The following is a 13,949-nucleotide window of genomic DNA, read 5'->3' on the forward strand; positions in this document are numbered from 1 at the left end:
GGTGGCAATGCCGGGAAGCGTAAGCCCTCTTCGCGTCAGCCGGGTGCTGGTCATCGTCTGCTTGCAATGTATTCGCCCTATGAGAAATGATTAGGTGTCGAACTAGCGCAAGATCGCGGCCGCGCCGTTTCTGCCGCGACTCAGATCAGAGAGAGAGCACGTCCGCTTTGCGCAGCCCGTCGCAGTCCCGACAACGGTCTCACCGTCAGTCGCCAGCCATCGCATTCGTCCCTCACCGGCGAAATGCCTGGGGTGGTATGACAGTTGCTATTCGTGGGGAGCCTGCTCAACATCTTAGGAGAAGCATATGCACAGCATCGTCTGCATCAAACAGGTCCCCGACTCCGCACAAATCCGCGTGCATCCTGTCACGAATACGATCATGCGTCAGGCGTGCCGACAATCATCAACCCATATGATCTCTTCGCACTGGAAGCTGCGCTCGAGCTACGAGACAAGTTCGGCGGCGAAATAACTGGTCTGACAATGGGGCCGCCGTCGGCCGAAGAATCTCTCCGAAAGGCGCTGACAGTTGGTGCCGATCGTGCTGTCCTGCTCACTGATCGTAGTTTCGCGGGCTCCGATACGCTGGCGACGAGTTACGCGCTGGCGTGCGCGATTCGCAATATCGGGAAGGAATATGGCCCACCAGACGTCATATTCACTGGCAAGCAGACTATCGACGGCGATACGGCGCAGGTGGGACCTGGCATTGCAAAGAGGCTCGGGGGTCCAGCAGCTTACTTATGTTTCCACAATCAAGCGTTGGACTTCAAAGTACGCACGATCGATGCGGAACGGCGCTGCGAAGGAGGAGTCCAGGTGCTGCGTTCCAAGCTTCCTTGTCTCGTCAGCATGTTAGAGGCAAGCAATCAAATTCGCCGCGGTGCAATGATCGATGCCTTGCGTGCGGCCCGTGCCTCAGTCGTAAAATGGAGCGCTCAAACTGCCGGCGTGGATGACATGGCCAAATGCGGTCTGAGGGGGTCGCCGACCGTCGTCAAGCGTGTCTTCGCGCCCTCCGCACGAGCGGAGAAGGCGACGTGGGTGGAAGCGGCCGAGCAGCCGGCGCAAGCGTTGATCGACGCCATGTTCAAGCGCAACCCTACGCTCGAGACGGAGCTCGCACAGCTTGCGCGCGGTACCTCATCCGCGCAAACTAGCGGTCCGTGAAGTCGCGGCTGATCGAGCGGAGCCAGCGATCGCCTGGGTCCGTGGTCATGCATTGGCCCGTCGCTCGGTGCACCAGGCACGATTCAAGCTTTTCGACCGCTCTCCCTAGGGAGGGTGAGCATTCAACTTGCCTATCTGAGCGCCGAGAGGCCGGTTTCGGGTCAACATACCAGACCGTCTCGTTACGCTAAGGTTTGGCGAGCTGGGATACACCGGTCCACTGGGGAATTCATGCAGCCTCAAGATGTGCCCGTTAAGTGTGCTTGGCAGCGTACGTGGAGCTCGCGCGAGGGATGTATCTCCCTCGAGCGAGATCTGCCGTGTTTCACGTAACCGCAAAGTGCGAGCATTATCATCGCGCCGCTCGACCACAGAACGAATCGAGCGTGGCGATAGTGCTCAGCCATTCCCGGTCGACATCAGCGACGGCTCGTCCCGATACTGCTCGATATCGCATAGGAAGAACCGTGACCCGCAGAGTGGCACGCGGACCACCGTGAGATCACCGCAAGGACCGCCACGCACCCCGTTCAGTTCAGTCTTGGACGTGAAGGTCCCCGTGGGCGCGCTGCTAATGCGTGGTAAATTGCGCGCTTACGGCCCGGTTAGACCGCTCAGGTCGCGACAGCTTCGCAACTCTCTTGGTGTTTCCTGGATAAATGGTGAGTGCGGCGATAATGCCGAGCAAAGCCGCAAACATCAACCAGAAACCCGGCGAAGCCTTGTCGTCGGTCCGATCGATCAGCCAAGTCGATGCGAGCGGCGTAAAGGTGCCAAAGAGAGCTGCGGCGAGTGCGAAGGCCAAAGAAAAGCAGGTTGTGCGAACGTGCTTCGGCACGATTTCGACCAAAGCGCCCAACATGGCGCCGCTATAGGTGCCAAAGTAGAACGAGAACATCATCTCCACTACCAGCATCTTGCCAAAGCTTGGGTCGGTCACAAGCCAAGACAACGCCGGATATACAGTCACCAAGGCAAGGCCGGCAATGGTCAGCAAGACCGGCTTCCGACCGATTCTGTCAGAAATCGCGCCGCCGATTGGGTTCCAGATGAAGTTCGTCACGGCGACCAAAAGCGTCACCAAGAGCGTGTTCTGCGAGGACAGCTGCAATACGTGCTTGCCGAACGTAGGCGTGTACACTGTGACGAAATAGAAGGTCGTGGTCGTCAGCATCGCGATCATCATGCCGAGGATGACAATGCGCCAGTTCGCAACTGTGGAGGCGAAGACCTCGCGGGCCGTTGGGTGGGTCTTCATGACCAGAAACTCCGGAGTTTCCTCCAGCGTCCGGCGCAGGAAGAAGATAAGCGGAACGATCAAGCAGCCAAGGAAGAATGGGATCCGCCAGCCCCAGGCGGCAACCATTTCGGCCGGAAGTGCTTCGCTCAAAAAATATCCGATAAGAGCCGCGACAAAGATCGCAACCTGCTGGCTCGAGGACTGAAACGATGTGTAAAAGCCGCGGTTGCCCGGAGTGGCAATCTCGGAGAGGTAGACGGAAACGCCGCCAACCTCAACGCCGGCAGAAAAGCCCTGCAACAGCCGTCCGAACAGCACGATCGCGGGTGCGGCAATGCCGATCGTTGCATAGCCGGGACAAAAGGCGATGATGACGGTGCCAATAGCCATGATCGAAAGCGTGATGATCAGGCCTTGCCGACGGCCAATCTGGTCAATATAGGCTCCAAGCACAATCGCGCCAACAGGTCGCATCAAGGCACCCAGCCAGAACACACCGAAGGTGTTAAGCAGTGAAGCGGTTTCGCTTCCTGATGGAAAGAACGCGTTTCCGATGGCACTGGCGTAGAACCCGAACAAGAAGAAGTCGAACTGCTCGAGGAAGTTGCCGCTCGTCGCACGTAAGATGGCGCCAATGCGCGATTTGGCATTTGACGCGTGCGCGATGGACGCTGGTGACATGGCGAGTTTCCTCTCGGTTTGAAATGGCCGGTTCCGGAGAAAATCTCACGCCAGCCGAGTGCAGTTTCATGGCCGCGAATCTGCCATCAGGGCACTATCGACCAACCCGTAAGCGCCTGACGTTTCCGGCATATTTTCGGCAATTGCCGCAAACTCGCATAGTTTTTCGGGCGTTATTCCGCTCGCGCCGCAGGAGTGACTCTCAAGCTACTGAAACTTCGGGCAATTCTCGGTGACAAGGTTGTTGTCTGTGGCGTGGCCGAATTCTCATCGAGTGCACTGACATGCAATGAAAAGGAAGGACGAGATGCATGGCATACGAGCGGCAGGGAAGAGCTCCGTGAGATGTCGTGCTAGAGCAGCTCGCGAGCCTGCGATTGGGGCCGAGCTGCGTTAGCATCTCACCCCATATCCAGCGATTTGGCCTCGATATTGCTCAAGTAACCTGAGATTTGACGGAAAAGACTTGGTGAGCGTGCGGGCGATCGAGCCCGTCCGATAGCGCCGATCGCCATGCTCGGCAAGTGCCACGTTGTCCTTCGAAGCGAGGCGCGCGTCGTACTTCGAGGGGCGCTGCGGTCCTAATGCGGTCCAAAACCCGCGCTGAGGGGGAGGAACATAGCGGGCCTCCTCAGCGATAACGGGCATTCGTTTGGATCAATCGAACAGGTTCATCTGGCTTCCACGCCGTATGAAAAACCTGATGTTTGTCACGAATTATGACCAGGTCCAAGCAATCGGAATGCGGTGATGAGCCATACGCGACTGCTTGCTTGCCGGAGGCAACGCCACGCCAGCCTCGCAACCTGATTGGCCGTAGATTTTGCACATGAGTCTCAGCCTCCGTAAGCAAGGGCTATGAACCGGCACAAACCATGCGGTGGCATCGCGCCAGGAGCCGGGCGGCACATCGTAATTCGATCTGACCGAGGCTTGTGCGCATTCGGAATCTGACCACGACAATTCCAGGTCGCGTCACCTTGCCTTATTCGACGGTTACCGATTTCGCGAGATTTCGGGGTTGGTCGACGTCCGTGCCCATCAGGATGGCCGTGTGGTAGGCCAGAAGCTGCACCGGAATCGCATAGACAATCGACGTAAATGTCGTACCCATCTCCGGCAGCACAATCGTCGCGAGTGAATCCATGGATACCTCTGCGGCTCCCCGAGCGTCCGTTATCAAAATAATCTTGCCGCCGCGTGCAGCGACCTCCTGCATGTTCGAGATGGTCTTTTCGAACACCCGGTCGCAGGGAGCAATGACGATTACGGGAACGCTCTCGTCGATCAAGGCGATCGGGCCGTGCTTGAGCTCTCCGGCCGCATAGCCCTCGGCGTGAATATAGGAGATCTCCTTCAGCTTCAGTGCCCCCTCCAGGGCCAGTGGAAACGACGTGCCGCGACCAAGATATAGCACGTCACGCGATTTGGCGATGTCGCGTGCGAGCTTCTCGATCTGCGGCTCGCTGGCAAGCGCCGCTGTAACTAGCCGGGGAATTTCGATCAGCGCTCGCACGAGATCGACCTCGTCGCTCTCCGGCAATTCACCGCGCGCCTTGCCAGCAGCGACCGCAAGCGCCGCCAGGACGACCAGCTGGCATGTGAACGCCTTGGTCGAGGCAACGCCGATTTCAGGACCGGCGAGCGTCTGCAACACTGTCCCGCTTTCGCGCGCAATGGTCGAACTCAGTACGTTCACGATCGAGAAGGTATGCAGGCCTTGCGATTTGGCATAGCGGAGCGCGGCCAGCGTATCGGCCGTCTCGCCGGACTGTGAGATGAAGATAGCAAGATCTCCCTTGCGCATCGGCGCCTCACGATACCGAAATTCGGAGGCGACATCGAGCTCGACCGGAATACGAGCCAGCCGCTCGAACCAGTATTTGCCGATATGGCCGGCGTAGCCTGCCGTACCGCAAGCCGTGATCGAGATATGTCCGATCTCGTTGAAGTCGAACGGAAGCTCCTGCGGCAGTGCCACGCTCTCGGTGGCGATATCGACGTAATGCGCCAGCGTCTGCCCGATCACCTCTGGCTGTTCGTGGATTTCCTTCGCCATGAAGTGGCGGTAGTTTGCTTTGTCGACGAGAACCGACGACGCGCCAGAATTCACCACCTCCCGGCGGACAACTGTGCCTTGTGCGTCGTAAACCACGCTGAAGTTGCGGTTGAGCACAGCCCAATCGCCGTCCTCAAGGTAGGTGATCAAGCCGGTAAGGGGCGCGAGCGCGATAGCATCCGATCCGAGATACATTTCGCCTTCGCCATGCCCGATCGCGAGTGGTGAGCCCTTGCGCGCACCGATCATGAGGTCGTGTTGACCCTTGAACAGGATTGCAAGCGCAAACGCGCCGACTAGCCGCGGCAGCGACGCTTTTACTGCCTCCTGCGGCGAGCAGCCATTTTTCAGATAAAAGTCGATGAGATGCGTCACCACCTCGGTGTCTGTTTCAGAGGCGAAACAGGCGCCATGCTGTTTTAGCTCCGCGCGCAGCTCGCGGAAATTCTCGATTATGCCGTTATGGACGACTGCAACATTGTCCGTTGCATGCGGATGAGCATTGTGCTCCGTCGGCTTGCCATGAGTAGCCCAGCGCGTGTGCCCAATCCCGACATGGCCTGAGAGCGGATGGCAGCGAACGCGTGTCTCAAGGTTCCTCAGCTTGCCCTCGGCGCGTCGAAGCTCGATTTGGTTTCCTTTGAGCGTTCCGATGCCCGCTGAGTCGTAGCCGCGATATTCCAGTCGCTTCAGTGAATCGATGAGACGATCCGCGACCGGACCGCGCCCCAAGATGCCGACAATTCCGCACATGCTAATCAGTTTACCTCAAGTTCAAAACAGAGCGTCCCGCAAGGCGCCTGACCAATTCGCTCGCTATAGTTATCGGCCAGTCTAGCCGTACCTGCCCTCCATCGGGCACGCGTCACCCGGAGGTGCGCGAGCTCCAAGCAACACGTGGAGCCCTGTCGAATTCGCCGGAAGATCCTAAAGCAACTTTCTGGCAATCGCACAATGAGCGCCGTCAGCAGTTAGCAGCTGCATGAGTCTCTCATTTTGTCCGATGACCCGATACGGCCAAGAAGGCCTGGTAGGTCTGCCGCATTCCATCTACAAGCCATGTCCTCGCGCGCCAGCCGAGGCTTGCGAGACGGCTGACGTCGAGCAGCTTGCGCGGCGTGCCGTCGGGGCGCGAGGTGTCGAAAGTGATCTCGCCGCCGTAACCGACGACCTCTGCCACGACCCGCGCGAACTCGGCGATGGTGATGTCGTCGCCGGTGCCGATATTGATCAGCTCCGGTCCCGAATAGGTCTTCATCAGGTGCACGCAGGCATCCGCCATGTCGTCGACATAGAGGAACTCGCGCCGCGGCGTGCCGGTGCCCCACACGGCGACACTCTTTGCGCCCGCGACCTTCGCCTCGTGGAAGCGGCGGATCAGCGCGGCAACGACATGGCTCAATTGGGGATGATAATTGTCGCCGCGGCCATAGAGATTGGTCGGCATCACGCTGATGAAGTCGCTACCGTACTGGCTGCGATAAGCTTCCGCCATCTTGATGCCGGCGATCTTGGCGATCGCATAGGGCTCGTTGGTCGGCTCGAGCGGGCCTGATAGCACCGAATCCTCGCGCAGCGGCTGTGGGGCCAGCTTCGGATAGATGCAGGACGAGCCCAAAAACATCAGCTTTTCGGCGCCATTTTGATGCGCGGCCTGAATCACGTTCGCGGCAATCGCGATGTTGTCGTAGATGAACTCGGCGCGCAGCGTGTCGTTGGCGACGATGCCGCCGACTTTTGCGGCGGCGAGGAAGATCACCTGCGGCCGCATTTTCGCGAACCAGTCGAACACGGCGGCCTGGTTGCAGAGATCGACCTCGCGCCGGTCGACCGTGACGAGCTGCACGTCCTCCCGCGCGAGCCGGCGCGCAATCGCGCTGCCGACCATGCCGCGATGACCTGCGACGTATACGCTTTTGCCCTTCAGCTCAAACGGTGCGCTTGCCATGGGCCGCCTCCCGTTTTGCTTCCGCCAGATCGCTTGCCATCATCTCCTCGACGAGCTGGGCAAAGGTTCGCTTCGGCTTCCAGCCGAGCTCCTGATGCGCCTTGCTGGCGTCGCCGACGAGGAGATCGACCTCAGTCGGACGGAAATAGGTCGGGTCGATCTTCACCACCGTCTTGCCGCTCTTGGCATCGATGCCGATCTCGTCGACGCCGGCGCCGCGCCATTCGATGCGGCGGCCAACCTGCGCAAAGGACAGCTCGACCATCTCGCGCACCGAGCGCATCTCGCCGGTCGCCAGCACGAAGTCGTCGGGCTTGTCGGCCTGGAGGATCATGTGCATGCCCTCGACATAGTCCCTGGCATGGCCCCAGTCGCGCCTGGCCGAGAGGTTGCCGAGATAGAGCGTCTGTTCGAGGCCGACCTCGATACGCGCAACGCCGCGCGTGATCTTGCGGGTGACGAAGGTCTCGCCGCGGATCGGGCTCTCATGGTTGAACAGGATGCCGTTACTGGCGAATATGCCGTAGGCTTCGCGGTAGTTCACCGTGATCCAGTAGCCGTAGAGCTTCGCCACGCCATAAGGCGAGCGCGGATAGAACGGCGTGGTCTCCTTCTGCGGGATCTCCTGAACGAGGCCGTAGAGCTCGGAGGTCGAGGCCTGGTAGAACCGGGTCTCCTTCTCCATGCCGAGGATGCGGATCGCCTCGAGCAGCCGCAGTACGCCGATCCCATCGGCATTGGCGGTGTATTCGGGGCTCTCGAAACTGACGGCGACATGGCTCTGGGCGGCGAGATTGTAGATCTCGGTCGGCCGGATCTGCTGCACCAGGCGGATCAGATTGGTCGAGTCCGTCATGTCGCCGTAGTGCATCAGGAACGGCACGTCCCCGAGATGCGGGTCCTGGTAGAGATGGTCGACCCGCGCAGTGTTGAACGAGGACGAGCGCCGCTTGATGCCGTGCACGACATAGCCGAGCGACAGCAGATGTTCGGCGAGATAGGCGCCGTCCTGTCCAGTCACGCCGGTGATTAGAGCGACCCGCCGTTTGCTCTCTTGGTTTGACAAATCGTTGCTCTGCGCAGGCTAATGTCGGTCCCCGATCGACGACGTCAATCGCGTCTGGCCTCTTCGAGTGCGGAAGCGTCACGCTCTCGAACTGCCGAGTTCTGGACTCTGTATAGGCATTGCATCGATCGCTCAACTGTACGGAGGTAAACCTTCCACATCGAAAGGGTTTTGAAGGACTATACGAAAGTTTGTAGTCCGGAAGATTTCGTTCGGCCTTCGTCAGGCGTTTCTCTATTGCGTGGTGCGACCAATGAAATTGCGGCGCGGATGGGAGGTAAGCAGACCCATTTGGCCGAGAAGCGTTCCGCAGTCCCTGCGTGGTCAACTCGCGCGTTGAGCCAGCGAGTTTCCCTCATTTCGTGTCCTTGCCTAAGAGCTTTCCAGTCTTGCTGTTCATCCAGTGCAACCGCGAGCAAGCCGGGCAAACAAAGCATTGAAATTCGTTCTCTGTCGCGCAGTACTTATCATCATCGATCCATTTCGGACAATCAAGTTGGTGACCTGGCAAGCAAAAGTGAAGGCGCGCATATTGACACTGTGCTGTTTGAGTTCACAGAAAAACGTTGCATGAATGAGGCCAGTGCTATATGGGACCTCAAGGGGATTATCGCGACGATCAGTGTCGTCATGTGCCCCGGACGACGAATTCAGTAACGAAAAGCATCTGGCGGTTCCAGGATCGCCATTCTTAAAGCCAACAATGGCCCGGCATTGGCCCTCACAGTGATCGACGAGCAAGACCCTGTTGGATCCATCGGGTCCTCTCACATGACCGCTCCGGGATACCGCATCAATCTCGCGGCGGCTGGTTGGGCACTCAGTGCCCGCAAACGTATTTCGAAGCCTCCAAGGCTGGAGTGGTCCTTCTTACATGCGGGCGATCTTGTCTTCATACGGCTCGGCGATCTGCGTGCACAGGACAGAAACAGCGTTCTTCGCAGTGAGCGCGATCCTCAGCCGCTTTGGCAGAAGACCTCTCATCGCAAGCGATCGTCCTGCTCCGCTTTAGCACAGGAATTCTGAAGCGACCGAACAGTGGTTCTCCCTAGCTGGGCACTCTACAATCTGACGCTACGTACGGTTCAATCCCCCCTGCAGGCTTATCGCGTGAATATGTCGAACTCGTATTCGTTCGCCAGGAGCCAGCCGCAAGGCGAGGAGGGCGGGAGGCGCTTCACCAAGGCAGTTGGCTTTCGGTATTCGTCGTCTGCGGAACGCGCAGCTCGGGTCCGCTCAAGTGTGCGCGCATAGCTACGCCCAGCTGTGAGGCTGTTCGTCGCGGGCCACGAGTGACCAAGCGAATCAATCAAGTTTACTTCAAATGTGTGGATAGGAGCTGCCTCGGCGCCTGAATCAATCGTCCATGGCTGGAATGCTCTCTCGAGTCTGTGCGAATTGGCTTTGTCTATCCAGCCGAGCTCTCCCGCTGTCACCATCACAATGGGGCTGCTTCCCGGGAGTTGTCGGTGCCGCGGCGGCTGAGCAGAATAGGAAACGAGATCAATCGGCAGCGCGTTAATCTGGTCAATGACAAGCTCCCGTCAAGGCACCCAACAGTGACTTCGCCGTTCTAGATAACTTTGAACTATGGACCTCGAAAGGCGCCGTCAGGTGCAGGCCACGCCGGGTTGATCATCGCGGGTTCGATACTTGTGGGAAGATCTGCCGGGCGTCATACGTTGGAAGCCCGCGCCTAAGCGGTACTCAGCCCTGGTCCCGTTGAGAGCATCGCGGCTTGGGTCCAGATTGGCGCGTTTGCTACAATCGTTGTTGGTATCAAAGAGTTGCTATGGCGACTGCAACTCCAGATCGGCCGGAGGAAAGACGGCGGTTTTGCAGGCAATCAAATGGCTGTTGGAACGAGCGGCGCAGCTGGCCATGCTCTCTGATGGGCGGGCGGGGCCTCGTAGCGGCGCCGATCGGCGTTCCTCCCATTCATCTTGAGGCGCGAGCGATTGTTAGGCCGGCATTCTCCAGCGCATCCAAAATCCTGTCAGCAACCGCCCGCGGATCGCGCTCGTCCTCTATGCTCACGTTACAGGCCAAGGTAGCTGCGATGATCGCGTGCGCTGTTTTGCGCTGGAGGCAATCGTAGTCGGCATACTCACCGCAAGTATTGCAATTGATCACTGGTCGGCCGCTCCAGGGATCGTGCATTGCAATCTCGCACCAGTTATCTGTGTGACATTTCGGACAGAGCATAGATCGAGATTTCCTTGTGGTCTGACCTCGCGCGCTCCATGGCCATCAGTTGAACGACTGCTTGGTAGCCAAAGCTGCAGAAGTCATTGCTACTCCGGGGGCCGTGTTGCCCGTCTTTGGATACGAGAAACATGATGGAGGCGGCGACGGAGGCAATCCAGGCACCCGAAGGGGGCTCCGGCATGAGCGACCAGTTGACGCATCTCTGGCGAGAATGCTCGCGACCGTGTATGCCTACAGCTACCTGTTTCGGCGTGAGCAAGCTATTGCAGGTTCGCCGCGGCCGCATCACGGCTACGTAAGATGAGTATGGCCTCCAACTTCCATTCTACTCTGAGCTGCGAGGCCCCGATCTCCGGACGGCGACCTCTGCGTGAGCAAACACGCTGCAATGATTCGCCGAGGCGGCCTCACTGCGGCGTCCCGGGACTACGCGGGCGTTCTGCAATCTGGGCGCCAAATGACACACTCAAAATTGTGTCGCCCGGAAGCTGTTGTACGGCCAAGCACGCTCGCCAGCTGTAAGATACAATCTGACGCTACGTACGATTCAAGCCCTAATGTCGAGAGTCGCGCATTTCGCGCGCCTCGCCGCGCTTGCTGCGAGCGGCTTGTCGCATCTCAGACATTAACAGAGCGGTCGGCAGATAACGGGGCAAATGAGGTGCTTTTGCGAAAGCCAGCCTACGGGATCTTACGTAGGGCATGTGTCGCATTTTCTTGATCTAAAAATTGCATCGTCTTCCGCATGAAGCAAAAAAAGCTGTTATCAGACGCCAAACATTGGCGAGGCCGTGCTGAAGCGACGCGCAGAAAAGCGGAGTCGCTCGAGGACGACACATCCAGATGCAGGCTCCTCAAGGTCGCTGAGGAATATGATAAACTGGCTCGCCTCGCGGAGGGGCGGCAAAGAAATGAGGTTGACGGGCAGTTCTGATCGCCACCGGAGCGGACGGCTGCACCGATCGTCAACGCGTTGTGACCGCGGCGCGGGTGTCTCTCCGTTGGAGCTCACAGCCCGCTAGGGCTGAACTGCGAAACTGCGTCATGCGGTAAGCCCAATGAGCGAGGCTGCTGAACGAGTGCGGTCCGCGCGTCCGAGCCTCTGACCATGAATCCATTCTGAGTCACTGTGGCCGGCCACATAGATGACGCATTGACGGTGTCTCAGGCGGCAAGCCGGCTAACCCGCTAGACATGAGAAGGAATGAGATGAAAGCCCACCGTCAGATCGTCGAATTAAAAGCCTCTCGCTCGATGAACTGGCGAGGCATTGGCGTCGCTTTGCATCATGTGCTGAAGCCAGCGACGTTTGTTTAGGTGACAAAGTAGCCGGTTCGCCGGATCATGCCACGCGAATTGGCTTCCGCCGCCATTTTGGCTGTGAGGCGTTTCAGTCGAATTCCGGCATCTTGCACCAAGCACGGTTAGCTCAACGCCATACGTTGCGGACTTGTTTAGGCGAAGAGGCGAGCAGAAGCTCCTGCTGGCACGGCTTGCTAAGACAAGCCATCGTAGATGTCTGCGCAGATTGTCTGCATGAGGCCAAGTTCGCAACGAAGGCGCGAATGACGAGAAAATTGAAGAGAGATCAGATGTCGAAAGACAAACCCAAGAGAACTCCCCGGTGAACGATGCGGACAGAACCGATGTTCTTCATCCAAGTAAGTTCGGTGCAGATGATCAGCAGTAGTTGGGGCTGCCGATGCCAGGGTACCAGCCGTTCGATGTACGAGTCGGACAACACGAGTGGTGCCGGATGCAACTCTATCGGCCAAAAGAAGAAGGAGGACGCATGAGGAAGCAAAGTGTAGAAAGACTCGAAGCGGGGCGCGTCCGCGATGGCCGATTCGCCACCGCACCGGGGTCTGGTCCTTCCGGTCTCTTCTTCGTGCAGGGGCCTTGTGGCTGCCAACTCAAGATCGTCGGCTTCGTCCGTCCCGGATGGGAGCATGTCTCTGTGTCGACGCCACGGCGATCTCCAAACTGGGAGGAGATGTCCCTCGCCAAAGATATGTTTTGGGATGAAGAGGAATGCGTGATGCAGCTGCATCCTCCTCATTCGCAGTATGTGAACAATAGTCGCTACTGCCTGCATCTCTGGAGGCCGACCCGTCAGGTCATTCCGATGCCTCCGGCAGCCTTCGTGGGCATCGTCGGGCTCGGGCCGTCTGAAGCGGCAATTCTGTTTGCGCAGATGAGTGCGACGTCTTAGCGGATCTCGCCGCGTCGATGCCAAGTCGGGCGGCGGCGACGTGATCGAGAGTCCAGCGGAGTTGCTCCACAGCCAGGGGCGACGAGCGCAGCGGCGAGCGAGCTTAGGTGGCCACAGGCCCGCCAAGGGCGCGCGGGCCGCTACTCTGCGCCCCAGAGCCCAACCCGCTGCGCTTCTGAAGGCGGCGAGAGGCAACGCTCGCAGAGTCGGCTCGTCCGGGCCACCGTTTATTGTGCGGAATGTGACGCGCATAACCACACCATCGAGGAATCGGCCAGGTGAGCAGATCCGTCGATCCGTTATACACGGCGCGGCCAAATACATTTGTATCAGGAGAGGCTCCTACGGGGCGCAAATACCGTACGCGTAGGCTAGTTACCTGAGTGAGGCGCGTCGAGGAGCGTTGTTGCGCTTGCCTCGACCCTGCGAGAAAATCCTGCATGAGGGGGCGGCGATTAACCTGATATGAGCGCCATGCCCGCGCAACTCGGCGATATTTCTCGTCAATATCGGGCAAGAGTGTTGCTTTGCGGAGCTACGCACGACGGTGTCGTCTGTATGATCGAGCGAAAATCTTGGGGGTGCTGTGGAAGTCGAAGGCAATAGCGGCCGCAACGGCGCGCCGGTCCGACGCGACTGGGAACGTGCCGAGGCGGAAGGGGTTTACGCGCAGCCGTTTGCCGAGCTCCTATTTCAGGCCCAGACCGTTCATCGCGGCAATTGTGACCCAAACCACGTCGAAACCGCAAGCCTGCTCAGCATCAAGACCGGCGGATATAGCGCGACAATCTGGGTGGGAAGCCCGTATTGCCGCATCTAGCGATGTTCCCGAGAGACCTCTTGTTGCCTCATCTATTTTGCTCCTTAGCGAGGGGAGCGAAGAGGCCAGTCTCACAACTGGTCGTCATTACGAGCGCGCCGATGTCGCGCTCGGTCCTCGACCGAGCGCTTGCCAAGCCAACTGACCGGTGATCGGGCGTGGTCAAGGCCGCCAGCCGCCGAAGGCGGTGGCGCATCGCGCCAGCCTTGAGCACGGTCGATCACCGGTCTACCTTAGACTACCGACGCTCCGTCGAGCAGCGGGGGACTTTCCGGTGATGTGACAATCACATCGCTTTGTGCCGCGTTTTCCCCGGAGCCAAACACCAGTGCGCTTGCTTGCTCGCTGCGCCACAATTTGAGACGACGTTGAAGGGTTCGGAGTACTTTGCGCGGGTAGACCCCGGGGTTTTCTGCCTGAAGCTTGGACAGGAGTTCGCTGCTTGCGTGTTTCGGCAATTCCCGGACACCGATTTCGGTAATTCGCGGACAGCGATTTCAGTAATTCCGGGACAGGGATTCCGCTAAATCGCGGACAGTTGT

At 58.8% G+C, this 13,949-nt stretch carries 6 protein-coding genes and 3 pseudogenes; 4 read left to right on the forward strand and 5 right to left on the reverse strand.

The window, feature by feature from the left end; all coding sequences use genetic code 11:
- Positions 1 to 307: 307 nt before the first annotated feature.
- Positions 308 to 1,173, forward strand: a pseudogene (locus tag IVB22_RS27340) (nitrogen fixation protein FixA).
- A 571-nt stretch (positions 1,174 to 1,744) separates the two neighbouring features.
- On the opposite strand, the gene IVB22_RS27345 reads toward IVB22_RS27340, so the two are convergent.
- The 4 genes from IVB22_RS27345 to gmd all read right to left on the reverse strand — a co-directional run bounded on the left by IVB22_RS27345 (position 1,745) and on the right by gmd (position 8,167).
- On the reverse strand, positions 1,745 to 3,094 hold the full coding sequence (locus IVB22_RS27345) for an MFS transporter (protein WP_247520334.1): 1,350 nt from the start codon (positions 3,092 to 3,094) through the stop codon (positions 1,745 to 1,747).
- A 985-nt stretch (positions 3,095 to 4,079) separates the two neighbouring features.
- Positions 4,080 to 5,906, reverse strand: a complete 1,827-nt coding sequence (glmS, locus tag IVB22_RS27350) for a glutamine--fructose-6-phosphate transaminase (isomerizing) (protein ID WP_247520335.1) — start codon at positions 5,904 to 5,906, stop codon at positions 4,080 to 4,082.
- A 238-nt stretch (positions 5,907 to 6,144) separates the two neighbouring features.
- On the reverse strand, positions 6,145 to 7,101 hold the full coding sequence (locus IVB22_RS27355) for a GDP-L-fucose synthase (protein WP_276576921.1): 957 nt from the start codon (positions 7,099 to 7,101) through the stop codon (positions 6,145 to 6,147).
- Positions 7,082 to 8,167, reverse strand: coding sequence for a GDP-mannose 4,6-dehydratase (gene gmd / locus IVB22_RS27360; RefSeq protein WP_247520336.1), 1,086 nt, complete (start codon positions 8,165 to 8,167; stop codon positions 7,082 to 7,084). The genes IVB22_RS27355 and gmd overlap by 20 nt, the downstream gene beginning before the upstream one ends.
- 171 nt (positions 8,168 to 8,338) lie before the next feature.
- Here gmd and IVB22_RS27365 point away from each other — a divergent pair, with 171 nt between their 5' ends.
- From IVB22_RS27365 to IVB22_RS27375, 3 genes and pseudogenes are all read left to right on the forward strand, one after another.
- Entirely contained in the window at positions 8,339 to 8,824 is a 486-nt protein-coding gene (locus tag IVB22_RS27365) for a hypothetical protein (RefSeq protein WP_247520337.1), read from the forward strand.
- Positions 8,825 to 12,131: 3,307 nt separating this feature from the next.
- Positions 12,132 to 12,587, forward strand: coding sequence for a hypothetical protein (locus IVB22_RS27370; RefSeq protein WP_247520338.1), 456 nt, complete (start codon positions 12,132 to 12,134; stop codon positions 12,585 to 12,587).
- A gap of 586 nt (positions 12,588 to 13,173) precedes the next feature.
- Positions 13,174 to 13,362: pseudogene (locus IVB22_RS27375) on the forward strand (biotin synthase); the annotation flags it as partial.
- 278 nt (positions 13,363 to 13,640) lie between these two features.
- On the opposite strand, the pseudogene IVB22_RS27380 reads toward IVB22_RS27375, so the two are convergent.
- A pseudogene (locus IVB22_RS27380) lies at positions 13,641 to 13,862 on the reverse strand (hypothetical protein); the annotation flags it as partial.
- Positions 13,863 to 13,949 lie beyond the last annotated feature (87 nt).

Source organism: Bradyrhizobium sp. 190, assembly GCF_023073415.1.
GTDB lineage: Bacteria > Pseudomonadota > Alphaproteobacteria > Rhizobiales > Xanthobacteraceae > Bradyrhizobium.

Excerpts from the sequence above, each read along its gene's own strand:
- IVB22_RS27345 (WP_247520334.1), bottom strand. The coding sequence starts at position 3,094 with ATGTCACCAGCGTCCATCGCGCACGCGTCAAATGCCAAATCGCGCATT.
- glmS (WP_247520335.1), bottom strand. The coding sequence starts at position 5,906 with ATGTGCGGAATTGTCGGCATCTTGGGGCGCGGTCCGGTCGCGGATCGT.
- IVB22_RS27355 (WP_276576921.1), bottom strand. The coding sequence starts at position 7,101 with ATGGCAAGCGCACCGTTTGAGCTGAAGGGCAAAAGCGTATACGTCGCA.
- IVB22_RS27370 (WP_247520338.1), top strand. The coding sequence starts at position 12,132 with ATGCAACTCTATCGGCCAAAAGAAGAAGGAGGACGCATGAGGAAGCAA.